This is a genomic window from uncultured Bacteroides sp. (assembly GCF_937912035.1).
In the GTDB taxonomy this organism is placed as follows: Bacteria; Bacteroidota; Bacteroidia; order Bacteroidales; family Bacteroidaceae; genus Phocaeicola.
Map to the genome: position 1 here is coordinate 15,654 of NZ_CALDPF010000030.1, position 17,517 is coordinate 33,170.

A 17,517-nucleotide genomic window follows, 5' to 3' on the forward strand; every position below is an offset into this window, starting at 1 on the left:
AATACTTTCTATCATGAAGAAAACGATACTTACAGCCATATTCTATTGTGTTTCGTTGATTATGGCATTAGCAAACAGTTCATGGAGATTTGCGGTAGTAGGAGATACTCATGTTCCTAATGCTTACACCGTAAAAAAGATTGTTCCACGACTTCTTGAAGATAAGGTTGAAGTCGTCCTGTTTGTGGGAGACTTGGTTCAGGGTGGTAAAGGACAGAATGCCAATGGATTGGAAGTGGAATTGGAGGAGTGGAAAAACCTGACCAGACCTCTTACCGAAGCGGGAATCAAGGTACTTGCCATTCGTGGAAACCATGAAGATGATGTTAGGGGAAATAATATCGGACCTTGGAAGAAAATAATTTCTTCTGACCTAAACGTGGTATATTCTTATAAGAACGTAACATTTGTAGGACTTGATAACTATATTAACGGTGAAAGGACTGTGGATACCGGCTGGCTGTCAAAGACACTTGAATCAGCCGATAAGAATGATATAATAGTACCATTTGGCCATGAACCGGCATTCAGCTGCAATACTTTTCATCCGGTGTGTCTTGATGCTAATCCGGAAAACAGGAATGAATTCTGGGGTTTGTTGGAGAAATACGGAATAGGATACTATTTCTGTGGTCATACTCACCAGTATAACCTAAGCAGCATCACTCATAATGGCAAAACTATTCAGCAGGTTGTTTGTGGAGGTAGCGGAGGATTCTTGCAACCTGAAAAAGGTGGAATAAAAGAAACAAAAGGCTATGATGTCAAATCAGTGGAAGTCAGGAGTGAAACTGGGTATCTTCTTGTGGAAGTAAACGCCAACAGACTTTCACCAAAGTGGATACACGTTTATGATAAAAACGTAAAGACAAAACCTGATAGATTGAAGAGAAGAAGATAAGTCTTTACAGATTTATGGAGTATTACTTCTTAATATATTTGAAAAGAACGCAGCTGCATTAGAAACTAAATAGGTACATATTTAACATTTAATGCAGCTGCGTCTTTTAATTCTTTTTTATTACATATTCCCGTAAATATCTTTTACCAGCCTACATGCCGTTTCAAGGCTTATACTGCCAGTGTTAAGCATAAGATTATAATGATGAGGCTCTCCCCATTTGTCTCCGGTGTAATATTCATAATGATGAATGCGGTTACGATTGATACGGCGTATTTCAGCTTCGGCATCTTCTTTTCTGATGCCATATTCTTCCGTACATCTTTCGATGGCAGAACTAATGTCGGAATAGCAGAAAATCTTCAGAACCTTAGGGTAGTTTTTCAGTATGAAGTCAGCACATCGTCCAACGATGATGCACGGCTCTTTCTCTGCCAGTTCCTGAATAATCTTGCTTTCTGCCACAAACAGAACATCGTCCGATGAAAGGCTACCTTCCAGCGGTTGTTCGCTGTTTTTCGACATGATACATTTAAGCCAGAATGATGGAATGGATTGCTCATTCTTTGCAATGAAGTTTTCATCCATGCCACTTCGCTTGGCTGCCATACCGATAAACTCTTTGTCATACAGTTTTATTCCAAGCTCTTTAGAAAGCATTTCTCCAAGCAGATGTCCGCCGCTGCCATATTCACGGGCAATGGTAATGATGATATTTTTGTTCTCTTTTACGTCTGTGAATTTTTCATCAGTAGCAGGAGTAATCCATTTATCGAGAAACTTGTAGTACGGACTGACGAAATGAACAATAGGACCTACTATCAGAGCTGCAATTACAGTGCCTTCGCGTACGCCATATATGCCGGACATGAATATCAGCGAAAGGAGGCAGGCAATAGCTACCAGTGTGACATCAAATCCAAGTTTAATGTATCCGAACTCGCCACGGAAACGACGTGTAATAACCTTTACGAAATATTCTCCAGCCATCATTGCTGCATTGGCCTTTACTTCGAGTGCGATACCCACAGCCAATATCACGCAACCTATCAGAAGAGCTATAATCATGCTTGGATATGTTGCCGGGTTAAGCCAGAACAATATATAATGCATACATATATCTATGAATATTCCGAAACAGAAAGATATTGGTATCTGCAACAGAAACATGCGCAGGTCTTCTTTCAGGTCCTGACGTGTCATCATGAAAGGTTCGAGAACGACGAACAGTATGTTCAGCATGATAGTCCATTCGCCAATGGTGAAAGGAGTGAACATACTAAGAACGTATGTTACGCTGGTTATGGGTGATGTACCCAAGGCGGCTCTGGTGATAAATGCTATTCCCAGTGCGTTGACAAACAGTGCCACACAGAACAGAAGATAGCGTCTTAGAAGAAATTTATTCATATTGTATTTGTCATTTGTAAAACAGCTGCAAAGTTCAGCTTAAAATCTATAATGACAGATATAAAAGAACAACTTATTTTGGTCAAAAACGAAACAAAAACTATCTTTGTTGTAAAAATCGGATTATGGATATCTCTGTATATGAAGTAATGAAATCAATTGGGATGACGGCAGGAAATACGTGTTGTTGTGATTTATACGGTAATCCCGGTGATTATAGCGGAATTATATTTGAAAAGGGATTTTTCTTTCTTCTAGTCATAAACGGAACAGCAAAGCTATCCGATATTTATGGCAATTATGACCTTCACCGTGGAAAACTTGTTGTTCTGACACCGAGTACGACAAGCTCAATCGAAGACTTCGATGCAGATTTCTCGCTGAAAATCGTATATATCGTACCTTCGTATTTTGACAGTCTTCCTGACGGGCAGCCGCTGTATAATCAGGTGGCAAGGTATCTCGGCAATTACAGGCTTCCCGTGTTTGATATTGAAAGTGGGAGGTTCTCTTATCTGAAACAAACCATGTCGCTTTTTGGTGATGGGCTTAATGTTTTGAATGTATATCACGATGGAATAATACGAAATCTGTGTAATTTCTTCCTTTTACAGATAGCGGATACCTTGTGTACGGAAAACAACGATACTACTGTGTATGTGAAGCGTGAAAACGAGATATTCCGTAACTTCAAGAAACTGCTTGTAGAGAATTATCGCAAACATCATTCAATAGGTTTTTATGCCGACAGTTTGAACATCACTACCACCTATCTGTCGCGAGTGGTTAAGAGTGTTACAGGCAGTACAGTCTGCTTTCATATATCGAAGATGCTTTGCTCTGATGCACGCCGTATGCTTGAGTGTACTGATATGGATATTAAGGAAATTTCTGATATGCTGGGCTTTTCCGACCAGTCCGTGTTCGGAAAGTTCTTTATGCGTAAGACAGGAGTATCGCCTCTGAAATTTCGTATGAAGAACGATTTGCAGAGGCGGGATAAATAATGGCTTGTTATTCGCTTAATGAGATTGTAACCGTTACATCGCCGTTCCCAAGAATTCTAATCAGCTCATCGCCTGAAGTATTGTCTATTTTCCCAAGTGGAGTCAGCGAGTATGTATTCTGAGCGTAATAAATCACGAAATACTGCCCTAGGTAGAGAATCAGATCACCCGGTTGTGTGGTGAGTCTTTCGTTACATTGCGGTAGGGTAGTTCCTATAGGGCCGACTTTCTCCATTCTGGCATAGTCATTCATGTTTATGGTCAGAGGCCCTTCTTTGAGTAGATTTACTAAAGCTCTTGTAGATAAGTTGTCTTTTAGTGTGGCTGTGAGTGTCGTACCGTTAACTGAGATTTTAATTGTTGAGTTACTCATATTTTCTTCATTGTTATTTTGGTTATCGTTGTTTGTATTTTCTTCGTCTTGGTTGTTGCTCTCATTTGAAATTTCAGTTTCTGAATTATTGCCGGACTGTATTTCCGGTTCAGTACTGCACGCCATTGCAAACATGGAGTAGATGAAAATAAAAAACAGTAATCTTGCTTTTCCCATAATCATAGTCTTTATCTTTTGTACTGATACAAAGGTATTGACTTTGTGATTAAGGTTTGATATACAGATTACTGATGATTGTACCAGAATTACGGTTTCTCTTTTGTTTACATTTAATCATTTAGTATCTTTGTAATATTATGGAAATACGAAAGATAGAAACAAATAAGAAGAAATATTTAGATTTGCTGTTATTGGCTGATGAACAGGAGTCGATGATTGACCGCTATTTGGAGCGAGGTGATATGTTTGTTATGTTTAATACAAATTTAGAGCCTGTTTCTTCCGCAGTTGTGACAGATGAAGGTGATAATGTCTGTGAACTTAAAAGTTTGGCAGTTTCTCCACAATATCAACGAAAAGGTTACGGAAAGCAAATGGTAGATTTCTTATGTAAACGTTATGCAGACAAATTCAAATATATGATAGTCGGTACAGGAGAGAGCATAAACACAATCTCTTTTTATAAAAACTGCGGTTTCACATTTTCTCATATTGTTCCTGATTTCTTTACTGCCAATTATGATCATCCTATTATAGAAAACGGTATGATATTAAAGGATATGGTATATTTCAGAAAAGAATTGTCTGTATAAAAGTCTGATATTGATGAACAGGGAAATTCTTTTCTAATTAATATTGCATAGAAGTTCATAAAACTTTCTTCATCTTGTAGTTCGTCAGTTTCAAACGGTTTGCCTGCTGTTTTTGCTCGCATTCCACAACATATCCTTTGTGCTCAAAGAATGGACGTGCAGTTTTGCTTACTTCCGATGTAATTTCTTTTACTTTATATTGTATTGCTATTATTTCAACTTCAGAAAGAAGCTGAGTTGCTACACCTTTACCTTGCCAGTCCTTATGTACAAACATGGAATGCATATAACCGTTCTTGTTCATAGAAGAAAATCCAATCAGGTAGTTTTGTTCGGCGAATGCTCCTACATATTGATTAGAAGACAGAAGTTCTTTCCAGTGTTCTATGTCGTCACCGCATGAAGCCCAGTCTTCCACTTCCTCCTTTGTATAGTCTTTAATATTGATGTTTAATACTGTGGAATGGAATAGGTTCTGCATATTATGGATATCTTTTTCTTCAAGTGGGCGAATTTTATATTTTGGTTTTAACCATCTGATTACTCTACAAGGATTTCCAATGGCTACACAATTTGCAGGTATTGATTTTGTAACTATGCTACCTGCACCGATAACGCTTCCCTTACCTATTGTTACACCTGCAAGTATAATACATCCACCTCCAATCCACACATTATCTTCAACTGTTATCGGTAAAGCCCTTGTTTTGAAAAACAGTTCTCCTGAATTTTCATCCCAATCATTAACGAAACGTTCTTCAAAATCAACAGGATGCGTTGCCGTATAAAATTGTACATTAGGAGCTATTAAAACTCTATTACCTATATGAATATGATTTTCATCCATCATTGTACAATTATCATTTATGATTGTCTTTTCACCGATGAATATGTGTTTCCCGCATTGACAGGTAAAGTTATTTCCTACACTGGAGTGTTTTCCGATTTCTCCTAACATATTGCCTAATGTTTTCTTCCTGTCATCCTCGCTTGTATTTACGTCATTCAGAATAGATAGATATTTTTTTGTCTGCATTATCATTTCTAAAACTTCAGCATCCAAACGGTTACAAAGCTCTCCTGATAAAAAACGCTTATAATTATTAATATCTTGGTTCATGTTTTTTACCATAATAAATTCCTCATCGGTTTCTCTAATGATATTAAATCCAAGTTTTAGATACATATTTGTAGCGTAGTTTGCTTTTTGTACGGAAAGCGATACTTGGTGGTAACTTTTATTTCTAAGAAGTTTGAGCATTTCTTTCATAAGCTCTGTGCCAATACCTTTATTGCGGTATTCTCTATACAAGGATATAGAAAGTGACGGAGTATTGTTGTCAATGTGACCGTAGTCATTCATAATTCTTGCCCATACAGCACCAATGACTTTATGGCCTGTTTCTGCGACTAAGCAATAATCGTCTTTATACTTGCCAAAATCTTTAATATATATTTTCAGCTCCGGAATATCTATAATCTCTTTTGTTGGTGGTTCCACACCTTCAGGAATATAGATTGCCTCATAAAGAAACTCTCTCAATAAATGAGTCTCTTCATCACGTAAAGGACGTATAATATAGTTTATTTGTTTATTCATAATTTTACTCTTTGTTCCAATCATCTTTGGTCAGTAATGTAAAATGTTCGGTACGTTTGTCACCTAAAGGAGAAGTCTTTCCTTCTTCTGTATGGTGATATTTGAAACCGCATTTATCCATAACTCTACGTGATTTCGTATTTCCGTCATAATATCCGCACCATACTCTTTTTATATCAAGTTCGTCAAAGCAACGTTTCAAAAGACGGTTTACCGATTCCGGTATAAGTCCCTGTCCCCAGTAGGGAACACCAATCCAATAACCTATTTCTGCATCACCTTCCTTCATATCCGCACTATGTACGCCGTCACCGAACATGATGCCTACACTGCCTATAGGTTCGTTTGTTTCTTTCAATACTACGGCGTATGTTTCAGGAGCAGATAAAATTTCTCGTATTACATCTTTACTGTTTTCAATTGATGTATGTGGTGGCCAGCCTGCAATAGGTCCGATAGCGGGATCTTTGGCATATTTATAAAGCGATTCTGCATCGGCTTCAATCCACGGACGGAGAATAAGTCTTTTGGTTTCCATGAAATATATTGTCATATATCTATTATTTTTTTGTAAGATTGTTAATCATCTTATTCAGATTGGCTTCATTCTCTTCATCTGATAATGTAGGATCTTTCATGAAACGGGCACAAGGCAATTCCGGACAGCCTCCACAATTCTTACGTTTTTGTTCTTTGCAACATTTCCATATCGGACATACCTCATCACCTGTGTATTGAAGCCAAAATACTTTGCCTTTTATTTTGCGGCATCCCTTGCAATCTTTTGGAAAAGATGCGCATTCCACACATCTGGCACCGCATGGAGAAGGATAGAAGTATTCATCTTTCCAGTGCCACCATTTATATTTAGCTGTATCCGGTTTTTCCGTATTGATATAATATTCCAATGCTCTGTACAGATAAAGCTGGCACCGATCTATTGTGCAACCACGTAAACCACACTCCTCTTGATATAAATCATCAGCCTTTTTACCCTTTAATGACTCTATAGTGGTATAGCCCATTGCTAAAAGATCCTGCTCTGTTTGTGGTCCTACGTTAGGAAGTTTACGGAAAGGATGAATATTCTTGAGTGTATCTTTCTTATTTACTTTTTTCTCTTTGGGCAATGGTAATACCTTTTCCAATGCACTTATCACATCAACCAAAGGATGTTTGTGCTCTACGTCCAGAATATAGTGCTCCTTTGCACCATTGTATGGGATGCCTGCTTCGCAGTCTTGCATTAATTCGGCAATAGAAGGGTGTTTCTTAATGTAAGCTATATTGTCACATGCAAGTATTATAGGCTTTTCGTTGAGGTAAATCATATAATCGCCAAACATCTTGCGATAGCGTACTGTTCCAATTTCTTTTATTTGAGAACATATAAACTCTATGAAGTCAATGTTGCTTGCCATGTATTTATATTATTTATTTTATTATCGTTAGTTTAACTGACTCAATAAATTCATCCCTATTCTTACAACTGAACACATATTTCTTTCTGCATGTACGAATGAAGATTAATTCGTTCATATTAGTTGCATACATAGTGTAGCTGCCTAACTTAGGATTTTTGAATTTCCCTAAATATCCGAATAGGCCACCGCTGCCGAATATTCTAATGGAGAAAGCTGTTTCTGAGTTTGTTATAGCTTTTATCTCTATAATATCTTTTACAGGTATATTAATAGCACCAAAGAGTCTGTGTAAAATTATTTTGTCGTTTTCAATAGTTAATCGTATCGGCATATAGCCTAATCCACCGATAATGGTAGCTATAAAAACAACTATAAGCGTGTATTTGAGCCAAAGCATTGATGACGGAAAATCATCTGTCCAGATAAAATATGTAGATGCTACCAAAATAATGATTATTATGGTTGTTATGACCGTAACTCCTAAGCTCCATGGACATGTGAAAGAAATTCTATTGTTTTTCATAATGGTAAGTGTTAGTTATCAATCGTTTTAAACAAAGATATAATAAAAAAGTGATATGAGAAAGAAACAGATATATAACTATTATTTTGCGTAATAGGGCATAACTTTTTTGTATAAAAAGTTTTCGATTATAAAATATACATTTGCATTCGGAAATCAATTAACTGTTACGTTTTATGTATAAATCAATCCTTCGTCCATTGCTCTTCCATATAGATGCGGAAGAAATTCACGACAAAATTGTTAAAGTGCTTCAATTCTATCGTAATCTTACTCCTGTAAGAATGATTGTCAGATCAATATGTCATGCAGACACGGCAGGATGGAAATGGAGAAACATGACTTTCAGAAATAGGGTAGGACTTTCAGCCGGTTTTGATAAGGCCGCCAGCTGTTTTGATGAACTTGGCGATTTAGGCTTTGGATTTATGGAAGTCGGTACCGTTACACCGGATGAGGTGAAAGGTAATCCTTCTCCACGTATATTTCGTTTACCAAAGGATAAGGCTCTTATTTCACGAACTGGATTTAATAATCCAGGGAAAAAAGTATTCCTGGAAAATCTGAGAAGAAAGCAATCAGGGAAATATATTCTGGGTATCAACATTAACACTAATCATCCGGATAATGCGGAACAGGCAATAACAGATATCCTGGATTTGTATCGCAACTTTAAAGATTATGCTGATTATTATACTATAAATTGGGGAAGTATTGCTCCGGAAATATTGAGTCAGGTACTAATGGCTTTATTAAAATGTAAACAGGAAAGCAATAAGCCGATTTTCCTGAAATTGCCGGCAGATCTTCCTCTTGAAAAGGCTGATGACGTTATTGGCTTTGCCGTTAAGCATCATATTGATGGTTTTATAGCATGTGGACCAAGCCAGGATCGTTCTTTGCTTACTAATTCAACACAGGCAGAGATAACTAAAGTTGGAGCTGGAGGTATAAGTGGAATGCCTGTAATGCAGAAATCTCTGAAAGTGGTAAAATATCTGTCCGAGCATGCACCAAAGGATATGCTGATTATTGGTGCCGGTGGCGTTATGACTCCTTCTGATGCTCAGGAAATGTTGAAAGCCGGTGCCCAACTGATACAAATCTACTCTGCATTTATTTACGAAGGTCCTTTTGTCGTGAAAAGAATAGCAAAAGCCTGCAAATGAGAATTCTCTTTATGCTTATCAGTTTATCCGTGATATTCGGTTATTGTTTCACTCGCCCATTCAATCAATATGCGGCTGTACTCGGTAAAATCGTTTTCTTGAAAATCTGATGATGCTATATTTAATATCATAAGATCTTTGTCTGTGACATGCTCGGATAGGAGTTTCATCGAACCAATGTAAGAGCCTGTATCTAGAAAATATTTCATTCGTACGGTGAATCGGGCTACTTTGTACAGCCCCACTAATGTGTTAGAATCTTTTGCATGAAGAAAATTGTGTGAACACGCATGATACAGGTTACAGGCTCCAGTCAAAACAGAGCGGCGTATGTCCTCATCACTAAACATATTTTGAAGATGTTCCAATGAACCGATTATTGGTTTCGTGTCTAGAATAAGTTGAAGAAGATCCGATTTTTCCCAGTTCATAACTTCTTTTTCTCCGGATACGAATCCGCATATCATGTCGTGTTCCTCGAAAGAATCAAGCATTGACTGGTAATTCTGTAAGTCCTTAAAATTTACTTCGTCAAGAATTATTACCACATCTATGTCGCTGCCGGTTGCTTGTTCGCCTCGTCCGTAACTGCCTTGTAGTCCAAAAAACTTAATTCTGTTGCCAAAGAGTGATAAAAGTCTCTCTTGAAATACTTTCAACCATTGTGTGATATTAAAATTGTTGTTTGTCATATCGTTCCTCTCTTGAATTTAAATTGATGGATTCTAATACGGTTAATCCTTTCTTCATGTCCGATTCATTAATCATTATCAATACTTGTTCAGCCGGTGATACAATAGGACCATATCCGCTTCTGATATTGTTCTTTAAAAAACAATCAATACCATTGTCCTTTAAGATTGATTCCATTAGCTGGCACTCCCATAATTCTCCGCGATATAGTTCTACTATTCTATTCTTTGTTTTATTTTTATATGAAGTCTTTTCTCTTGAAATTATGACAGGTGAAAACATTGTTGTCAGGATTACCAACATCCACAAATTCCCTGATAATGGATTATATGCTGATATGAGTTCTTCCATTGGTATCCCTGTCACAATGCCTGATATAAATTCAAATATAACAGTTAGTAGCATCCATATTAAACCGGTTATGTAACTTTCTTTTCTGTTTAGGGCAACTAATCGTGGAAGAAGTAACCATGTGATAATCAGTATTATGATGCAGAGAATGACACCGCTTATGGTATTAGCCAATGCGGTATCAATATATCTTTCGAGTATATACTCTCTGAATCCACCATTAAGTATTGCAGAAGGAATGAAGCATAACCAAACGAGTATAGACTTAAGATATTTCATATATATATTATTTTTGTCTATGACATATAGTTCCCGTGGCCTGATAAGTAGGCATAACCAAAATTTCTGCAATTTGAACATGAGCTGGTGCTGATGCAGCATAATAAACCACTTCAGCTATGTCATCACCATTAAGAGGTTTTAAGCCATTGTAAACTGCATTTGCTTTGTCCTTGTCACCACGGAAACGGATAACGGAGAAGTTTGTTTCCACCATTCCGGGTTTGATATTGGTTACTCTTAACGGAGTGTCAACGAGGTCTATGCGAAGTCCGTCGGACAGTGCTTTTACTGCGGCTTTGGTTGCGCAATATACGCTACCGCCTGCATATGCTGCGTCACCGGCAATGGAACCTATATTAATAATATGTCCGCATCCTCGTTCCACCATTCCAGGCACAATCATGCGTGTCATTGCCAGAAGTCCTTTTATGTTCGTGTCAATCACTATGTCCCATTCGTCCAATGAACCTTCGTGCTCTTTGTCAACTCCCAATACCAGTCCGGCATTGTTTATAAGAACATCAATGTTTTTCCATTCCCCTTGAAGGGAGTCTATGGCATTGCGCATTTCTTCACGGTTTCGTACGTCAAACGGAAGAGTTACGACTTCTGTACCCGTTTTTTCAAGTTCCTGTTTCAGACTTTCCAATTTTTCTATATTTCGTCCGTTCAGTATAAGTTTACTTCCCATTGCTGCGAATTTTCTTGCGCAGCCTTCACCGATTCCGCTTGTGGCGCCGGTAATTAAGATTGTTTTTCCTTTCATACTATATTGTTTATTGAGTTGTATTTTCAGAATCGTTCATCATTCGGTCTATCGTTCACAAATTTCTGCGGTTTCTCAGTTTTCAGTTTTGCACCGCAGTATTTGCAGTATATGGCTTCAAAATCGTGTCCGTCGCGGTTGCAGCGTGGACATTTGCGTTTTTCCTGTTTCTTGTGTTCGCTCACCATTGTGGCGGAAACTATACCCGTAGGCACGGCTATTATGGTGTAACCTATAAGCATTATCACTGCGGAGATGAAACGGCCTACGGCAGTTACCGGAGTGATGTCTCCGTAACCTACAGTAGTCATTGTTACTATAGCCCAGTATATACTGTTGGGAATATTGTTGAAGCCTGAGTCCGGCACGTCGCCCTCTATCATGTACATCACTGTTCCCATCGAAGTGACAAGTATAAGTACAAAGAAAAAGAATATAAGTATCTTTGGAGCGCTAATCCACAGCGAACGAAGGAGTAGGTTACCTTCGTTTATAAAAGTGAACAGTTTGAAAATACGGAATATTCGTATCAGTCGGAAAGCACGTATTACGAGGAGGTAATGCGAGCCGGCAACGAAGAAACTCATATATACGGGCAGTGTAGCCAAAAGGTCAACGATACCGAAAAAACTGAAGATGTATTTCTTAGGTTGTTTCAGGCAATATATTCTTGCCAGATATTCAAATGTGAAAAACAATGTCAGAAGATATTCCAAAATTCTTAGAACAAGATAAGCTGAGTGAGGGAATATGTGCATACTTTCAAGAATAACCAAAAGTACGCTAAGCGTGATGCTGCCTATAAGTATTATGTCGAAAAGTTTTCCACGTTTGGTGTCCGATTCGAATACTATTGAATATATTTTCTCTTTCAGCTCTTCGTTATGCAGAAAATGGTGCCAGTGTTGATATATTTTATAGATGAATTTCATGTCGTCTTCATGTTCAGTTTGATAGGACAAAGTTAACAATAAATTATAATGTATTGATGTTATTATATTAAGAATAATAACAAAACATTTGCTTTGGGCATGAAACGGTAATTTTAGTGTACTTTTCTATTTGTTTTATGTAAATGTTGCTGTATAAAACTTCCGATATGTCGCAAAACTTCGAAAAAAAATGATATTTGATATTTTTATTCAAAAAAAAGTGTCATTTTATTTGTTTGTTTCAAAATTCCCTTTACCTTTGCAATCGTAATAACAAAATAAAAAGAAAAGTATGAAAGCAACTAACATTATTATTAACCTGGCAGTCCTGCATATTATTCGCGTCGTGGTCCTGGAACCAAGAGGTGAGGAAGGTTCATGTATGTAGTTGCATATATATGATATTGATGAAAGCCTTTCTCACATTTGTATGGGAAAGGCTTTTTGATTAAATAAGGAGAGATAAAAAATGAAAAATGAGTTACGCAGTTCGATGAGCACACAGGGCCGACGCATGGCTGGTGCAAGAGCATTATGGGTGGCAAATGGAATGAAAAAGGAAATGATGGGTAAACCTATCATAGCTATTGTGAATTCATTTACACAATTCGTTCCGGGACATACACATTTGCATGAGATAGGTCAGCAGGTGAAAGAGGAAATAGAGAAACTCGGATGCTTTGCTGCTGAGTTCAACACTATCGCGATAGACGACGGTATAGCAATGGGACACGACGGTATGTTGTATTCGCTGCCATCGAGAGATATTATTGCCGACAGTGTGGAATATATGGTGAACGCTCATAAGGCTGATGCTATGGTCTGCATTTCAAACTGCGACAAGATCACTCCGGGTATGCTTATGGCTTCCATGCGACTGAATATTCCTACGGTGTTCGTGTCAGGCGGTCCGATGGAAGCAGGAGAGTGGGGTGGTCAGCATCTTGACCTGATAGATGCGATGATTAAGTCTGCCGACCCGACAGTGAGCGACGAGGATGTGGATCAGATAGAAAGACATGCATGTCCGGGATGCGGATGCTGCTCGGGTATGTTTACTGCAAACTCAATGAACTGTCTGAATGAGGCTATCGGGCTGGCTCTTCCGGGCAACGGAACGATAGTTGCGACTCACGAAAACCGCAAGCAGTTGTTCAAGGATGCTGCGGCTCTCATCGTAAAAAATGCTTATAAATATTATCAGGACGGTGACGAAAGCGTATTGCCAAGGAGCATCGCTACACGTCAGGCTTTCCTTAATGCAATGACACTTGATATTGCTATGGGCGGTTCTACAAATACAGTGCTTCACCTGCTGGCAATAGCCCATGAGGCAGAGGTGGATTTCACAATGGATGATATCGACATGTTGTCACGCCGTGTGCCTTGTCTCTGCAAGGTAGCTCCAAACACTCAGAAATATCACATTCAGGATGTGAACAGAGCGGGAGGTATAATGAATATCCTTGCACAGCTGAACAAGGGCGGTCTGCTCGATACATCGGTTTCGCGTGTGGACGGTATGACACTGGCTGAGGCTATTGCAAAATATGATATTTCGGCTGAAAATATTGATGCTGAAGCAAAAAGAATTTATACAAGCGCTCCGGGCGGAAAGTTCTCTATAAAACTTGGCTCGCAGGGCAATTATTATAAGGAACTCGATACAGACCGTGCTACAGGATGTATCCGAGATTTGGAACATGCCTACAGCAAAGATGGTGGACTGGCAGTGCTGAAAGGTAATATAGCGCAGGACGGATGTGTGGTGAAGACTGCCGGTGTGGACGAAAGCATCTGGAAGTTCTCAGGACCTGCAAAGGTGTTCGACTCTCAGGAATCGGCTTGCGAAGGTATCCTCGGCGGAAAGGTTGTAAGCGGAGATGTGGTGGTCATCACTCACGAAGGTCCTAAGGGTGGTCCTGGAATGCAGGAGATGCTTTATCCTACATCGTATATAAAATCAAAACATCTCGGTAAGGAATGTGCGTTAATTACCGACGGACGTTTCAGTGGCGGTACATCGGGATTGAGTATCGGACATATATCTCCTGAAGCGGCTGCCGGAGGAAATATCGGCAAGATTGTTGACGGTGATATCATCGAAATAGATATACCGAACCGCAGTATCAATGTAAAACTTTCGGATGAAGAACTTGCCGCACGTCCGATGACACCTGTCACTCGTGACCGCAAGGTGTCTAAGGCACTCAAGGCTTACGCAAGCATGGTAAGTTCGGCTGATAAGGGTGGAGTAAGAATTGTTGACTAAAAAGCATATACATATGAAAGAGAAAATATCAGGTGGTGAAGCATTGATGCGCTCGCTGGAGCATCAGGGAGTAAAGACTATCTTCGGTTATCCCGGAGGAGCGATAATGCCTGTATTCGATGCTTTATATGATCATAGAGATAAACTTAACCATATATTGGTACGTCACGAACAGGGTGCTGCCCATGCCGCACAGGGATTTGCCAGAGTTTCCGGTGAAGTGGGTGTATGTCTGGTGACAAGTGGCCCTGGAGCGACAAATACCATAACAGGTGTAGCTGATGCAATGATAGACAGTACACCTATCGTGGTGATAGCAGGACAGGTCGGATCAGGTCTTCTCGGTACTGACGCTTTTCAGGAGGTTGACCTTGTCGGTATCACCCAGCCTATTTCAAAATGGAGCTATCAGATACGCCGTGCAGAGGATGTGGCTTGGGCTGTGGCAAGAGCTTTCTATATTGCCCGTTCAGGACGTCCGGGACCTGTGGTTCTCGATTTTGCGAAGAATGCCCAGATAGAAATGACGGATTACGAACCGGTGGATGTTGATTTCATTCGCAGTTACGATCCTGATCCGGAAACAGATCCTAAGGCTTTGGCTGAGGCTGTAAGACTTATCAATGAGTCTCAGAAACCTCTGGTTCTCGTAGGGCAGGGAGTTGAATTAGGTAATGCTCAGGAAGAGTTGCTGAAGTTTGTAGAAAAAGCTGATATCCCTTGCGGATGCACATTGTTGGGACTTTCGGCAATGCCTTCCGCTCATCCGCTGAACAAGGGTATGCTGGGAATGCACGGAAATCTCGGTCCTAATGTAAAGACCAACGAATGTGATGTGCTGATAGCTGTAGGTATGCGTTTCGACGACCGTGTGACAGGAAAACTTGAAACATATGCCAAACAGGCTAAGGTGATACATCTTGACGTTGATCCTTCAGAGATAGGCAAGAACGTACCTGTACATGTCCCGGTGCTTGGTGACTGCAAACGTACTTTAGATCTTCTTACCGAACTTATCCAGCCTAACAAACATACTGCATGGATTGACAGTTTTAGCCAGTATGAACAACAGGAATTCGACAAGGTAATCAAACGCGAGGTTTATCCTGAAAACGGTCCGATAAATATGGGTGAGGTAGTAAACGCTGTCAGTGAGGCTACAAACCATGAAGCGATATTGGTGACAGACGTTGGTCAGAATCAGATGATGGCATGCCGATACTTCAAGTTTACTAAGAGTAGAAGTGTGGTTACTTCAGGTGGTATGGGAACAATGGGATTCTGTATCCCGGCAGCCATAGGAGCTACATTCGGTCGTCCGGACCGTACTGTATGTGCGATAATGGGCGACGGTGGTCTTCAGATGACAATGCAGGAACTCGGTACAATCATGGAACAGAAGGCTCCGGTCAAGATGATTCTGATGAATAACAACTATCTGGGAAATGTACGTCAGTGGCAGGCAATGTTCTTCAACAGAAGATATTCGTTCACTCCGATGATGAATCCTGACTATATGCAGATAGCTTCGGCATATGGTATTCCTTCAAGGAGAGTAATAGAGCGTGAAGAACTTAAAGACGGAATAAAGGAAATGCTCGCTACAGACGGTCCGTTCCTTCTTGAGGTCTGTGTGGTGGAAGAGGGTAATGTATTGCCGATGACTCCTCCGGGAAGCTCGGTTAACTATATGATGATGGATTTGGATTGCTAACGAGTAGGAGGATTAAAAATGGAAAATAAGACATTATATACTATCATAGTTCATTCGGAAAACATAGCCGGTTTGCTTAATCAGGTGACTGCCGTTTTTACACGCCGACAGATTAACATCGAAAGCCTTAACGTGTCGGCTTCCTCAATAGCCGGTGTACATAAATATACAATCACTTGCTGGACCACTGCAGATATTGTGGAGAAGGTCGTACGCCAGATAGAGAAGAAGATGGATGTCATTCAGGCACACTATTTTACCGATAAGGAAATCTTCCAGCGTGAGGTGGCTATGTACAAGGTATCTACACCGGAGTTTCAGAATAATCCTGAGGCATCAAAGGTTGTAAGAAGATTTAACGCCCATATAGTTGAGGTCAATCCGGTGTTCTCTATAATAGAGATGGTGGGTATGAGCGATGAGATAACATTCTTGTACGAGGATTTGAAGAGACTTAAATGTGTACTTCAGTTCGTACGTTCTGGAAGAATAGCGGTATCAACCAGTTGTTTTGAACGTGTGAACGAGTATCTTGCTCACCGTGAGGAAAGATATAAAAAAGGACTTTAAAACATTTCTTGTTATGGGAGAAGAAAATAAAGTTGGCACATATAACTTTGTCGCAGAACCATTCCATGTTGACTTTACAGGAAAGTTGACGATGGGAGTTTTGGGTAATCATCTGCTTAACTGTGCCGGTTTTCATGCCACTGAACGTGGTTTCGGTATAGCCGAGTTGAATGAAAGCCATTTTACGTGGGTGCTATCCCGTCTGGCTATAGAGATGGAAGAATTCCCAATGCAGTATGAGAAATTCAGTGTGCAGACATGGGTGGAGAATGTTTACCGCCTGTTTACCGACCGAAACTTCTCTATTCTCGACAAGGATGGAAAACCTATCGGTTATGCGCGTTCAATATGGGCGATGATAGACCTCAAAACACGTAAGCCGGCCGATTTGCTTACACTGCACGGTGGCAGTATCGTTGACTATATATGCCAGAAGGAATGTCCGATCGAAAAGCCAGGAAGAATAAAGGTTGCTTCGGTAGAGCCTGTAGGTGAATATGTGGCAAAATATAGCGATATAGATTGCAACGGACATGTGAACAGTATAAAATACATAGAGCATATACTTGATTTGTTTCATATGGATGTTTTCCGCGAAAAAATGATACATCGTTTTGAGATGGCGTATGTTGCGGAAAGTTATTTCGGTGATAAACTGACTTTTTATCGTGAACAGATTTCGGATAATGAGTACGACATAGAAGTGAAGAAGAACGATAGTGAGGTAGTAGTAAGAAGTAAAGTTATATTCAGGTAA

18 protein-coding genes and 2 pseudogenes are annotated in these 17,517 nt (G+C 39.6%); 8 read left to right on the plus strand and 12 right to left on the minus strand.

All coding sequences use genetic code 11. From position 1 onward, the window contains the following. The first annotated feature begins 13 nt into the window (after positions 1–13). The gene (locus Q0486_RS05410; protein WP_299230980.1) at positions 14–901 is read left to right on the plus strand and encodes a metallophosphoesterase; all 888 of its coding nucleotides are present in this window, start codon (positions 14–16) and stop codon (positions 899–901) included. A 120-nt stretch (positions 902–1,021) separates the two neighbouring features. Here the strand turns inward: Q0486_RS05410 and Q0486_RS05415 are convergent, their stop codons facing one another. Then, a complete protein-coding gene (locus Q0486_RS05415; RefSeq protein WP_299230982.1) occupies positions 1,022–2,311 on the minus strand; it encodes a cytidylate kinase family protein in 1,290 nt (429 codons plus the stop codon). A gap of 125 nt (positions 2,312–2,436) precedes the next feature. Between Q0486_RS05415 and Q0486_RS05420 the strand changes: the two genes are divergently transcribed. Then, the gene (locus Q0486_RS05420; RefSeq protein ID WP_299230984.1) at positions 2,437–3,318 is read left to right on the plus strand and encodes an AraC family transcriptional regulator; all 882 of its coding nucleotides are present in this window, start codon (positions 2,437–2,439) and stop codon (positions 3,316–3,318) included. A 7-nt stretch (positions 3,319–3,325) separates the two neighbouring features. On the opposite strand, the gene Q0486_RS05425 is transcribed toward Q0486_RS05420, so the two are convergent. After that, positions 3,326–3,868, minus strand: a complete 543-nt coding sequence (locus tag Q0486_RS05425; RefSeq protein ID WP_299230986.1) for a cyclophilin-like fold protein — start codon at positions 3,866–3,868, stop codon at positions 3,326–3,328. Between the two features lie 140 nt (positions 3,869–4,008). On the opposite strand from Q0486_RS05425, the gene Q0486_RS05430 reads away from it, so the two are divergent. Further along, positions 4,009–4,464 carry a GNAT family N-acetyltransferase gene (locus tag Q0486_RS05430; RefSeq protein ID WP_299230988.1) on the plus strand — a complete coding sequence of 152 codons (456 nt, stop codon included), beginning with the start codon at positions 4,009–4,011 and terminating at the stop codon, positions 4,462–4,464. 55 nt (positions 4,465–4,519) lie between these two features. On the opposite strand, the gene Q0486_RS05435 is transcribed toward Q0486_RS05430, so the two are convergent. The 6 genes and pseudogenes from Q0486_RS05435 to Q0486_RS05460 form a co-directional block, all read right to left on the minus strand. Then, positions 4,520–4,945, minus strand: coding sequence for a GNAT family N-acetyltransferase (locus Q0486_RS05435; RefSeq protein ID WP_299231060.1), 426 nt, complete (start codon positions 4,943–4,945; stop codon positions 4,520–4,522). Positions 4,946–4,993: 48 nt separating this feature from the next. Then, positions 4,994–5,584, minus strand: a pseudogene (locus tag Q0486_RS05440) (sugar O-acetyltransferase); the annotation flags it as partial. Next, a pseudogene (locus tag Q0486_RS05445) lies at positions 5,582–6,052 on the minus strand (GNAT family N-acetyltransferase); the annotation flags it as partial. The pseudogenes Q0486_RS05445 and Q0486_RS05440, both read right to left, overlap by 3 nt. Positions 6,053–6,068: 16 nt before the next feature. Continuing rightward, positions 6,069–6,602, minus strand: coding sequence for a GNAT family N-acetyltransferase (locus tag Q0486_RS05450; protein ID WP_299231062.1), 534 nt, complete (start codon positions 6,600–6,602; stop codon positions 6,069–6,071). Positions 6,603–6,624: 22 nt separating this feature from the next. Further along, positions 6,625–7,485 (minus strand): helix-hairpin-helix domain-containing protein, encoded by an 861-nt coding sequence (locus Q0486_RS05455; protein ID WP_299230990.1) that lies wholly within the window; start codon positions 7,483–7,485, stop codon positions 6,625–6,627. A gap of 13 nt (positions 7,486–7,498) precedes the next feature. Next, positions 7,499–8,011, minus strand: a complete 513-nt coding sequence (locus Q0486_RS05460; protein ID WP_299230992.1) for a PH domain-containing protein — start codon at positions 8,009–8,011, stop codon at positions 7,499–7,501. A 176-nt stretch (positions 8,012–8,187) separates the two neighbouring features. Between Q0486_RS05460 and Q0486_RS05465 the strand changes: the two genes are divergently transcribed. Beyond that, positions 8,188–9,180: a quinone-dependent dihydroorotate dehydrogenase gene (locus Q0486_RS05465; RefSeq protein ID WP_299230994.1), complete on the plus strand. Its 993-nt coding sequence runs from the start codon at positions 8,188–8,190 to the stop codon at positions 9,178–9,180. A 23-nt stretch (positions 9,181–9,203) separates the two neighbouring features. Here Q0486_RS05465 and Q0486_RS05470 read toward each other — a convergent pair whose 3' ends face one another. From Q0486_RS05470 to Q0486_RS05485, 4 genes are read right to left on the minus strand one after another with little or no spacing between them, the layout of a single operon-like run. Continuing rightward, complete coding sequence (locus tag Q0486_RS05470; protein WP_299230996.1) at positions 9,204–9,872, minus strand: nucleotidyltransferase domain-containing protein; 669 nt, start codon at positions 9,870–9,872, stop codon at positions 9,204–9,206. Continuing rightward, the gene (locus tag Q0486_RS05475) at positions 9,853–10,503 is read right to left on the minus strand and encodes a DUF2007 domain-containing protein (protein WP_299230998.1); all 651 of its coding nucleotides are present in this window, start codon (positions 10,501–10,503) and stop codon (positions 9,853–9,855) included. The genes Q0486_RS05470 and Q0486_RS05475 overlap by 20 nt, the downstream gene beginning before the upstream one ends. Positions 10,504–10,510: 7 nt before the next feature. Beyond that, positions 10,511–11,272, minus strand: a complete 762-nt coding sequence (locus tag Q0486_RS05480; protein WP_299230999.1) for an SDR family oxidoreductase — start codon at positions 11,270–11,272, stop codon at positions 10,511–10,513. 26 nt (positions 11,273–11,298) lie between these two features. Beyond that, the gene (locus tag Q0486_RS05485) at positions 11,299–12,204 is read right to left on the minus strand and encodes an ion transporter (RefSeq protein ID WP_299231001.1); all 906 of its coding nucleotides are present in this window, start codon (positions 12,202–12,204) and stop codon (positions 11,299–11,301) included. A gap of 469 nt (positions 12,205–12,673) precedes the next feature. Here Q0486_RS05485 and ilvD point away from each other — a divergent pair, with 469 nt between their 5' ends. Genes ilvD through Q0486_RS05505 form a run of 4 tightly spaced genes read left to right on the plus strand, consistent with a single transcriptional unit; the run spans position 12,674 to position 17,517 of the window. Then, positions 12,674–14,476 carry a dihydroxy-acid dehydratase gene (ilvD, locus tag Q0486_RS05490; RefSeq protein ID WP_299231003.1) on the plus strand — a complete coding sequence of 601 codons (1,803 nt, stop codon included), beginning with the start codon at positions 12,674–12,676 and terminating at the stop codon, positions 14,474–14,476. A gap of 13 nt (positions 14,477–14,489) precedes the next feature. Continuing rightward, positions 14,490–16,190: a biosynthetic-type acetolactate synthase large subunit gene (gene ilvB / locus Q0486_RS05495; RefSeq protein WP_299231005.1), complete on the plus strand. Its 1,701-nt coding sequence runs from the start codon at positions 14,490–14,492 to the stop codon at positions 16,188–16,190. A gap of 18 nt (positions 16,191–16,208) precedes the next feature. Next, positions 16,209–16,760 carry an acetolactate synthase small subunit gene (ilvN, locus tag Q0486_RS05500; protein ID WP_299231007.1) on the plus strand — a complete coding sequence of 184 codons (552 nt, stop codon included), beginning with the start codon at positions 16,209–16,211 and terminating at the stop codon, positions 16,758–16,760. A 13-nt stretch (positions 16,761–16,773) separates the two neighbouring features. Next, positions 16,774–17,517, plus strand: coding sequence for an acyl-ACP thioesterase domain-containing protein (locus Q0486_RS05505; RefSeq protein ID WP_299231009.1), 744 nt, complete (start codon positions 16,774–16,776; stop codon positions 17,515–17,517).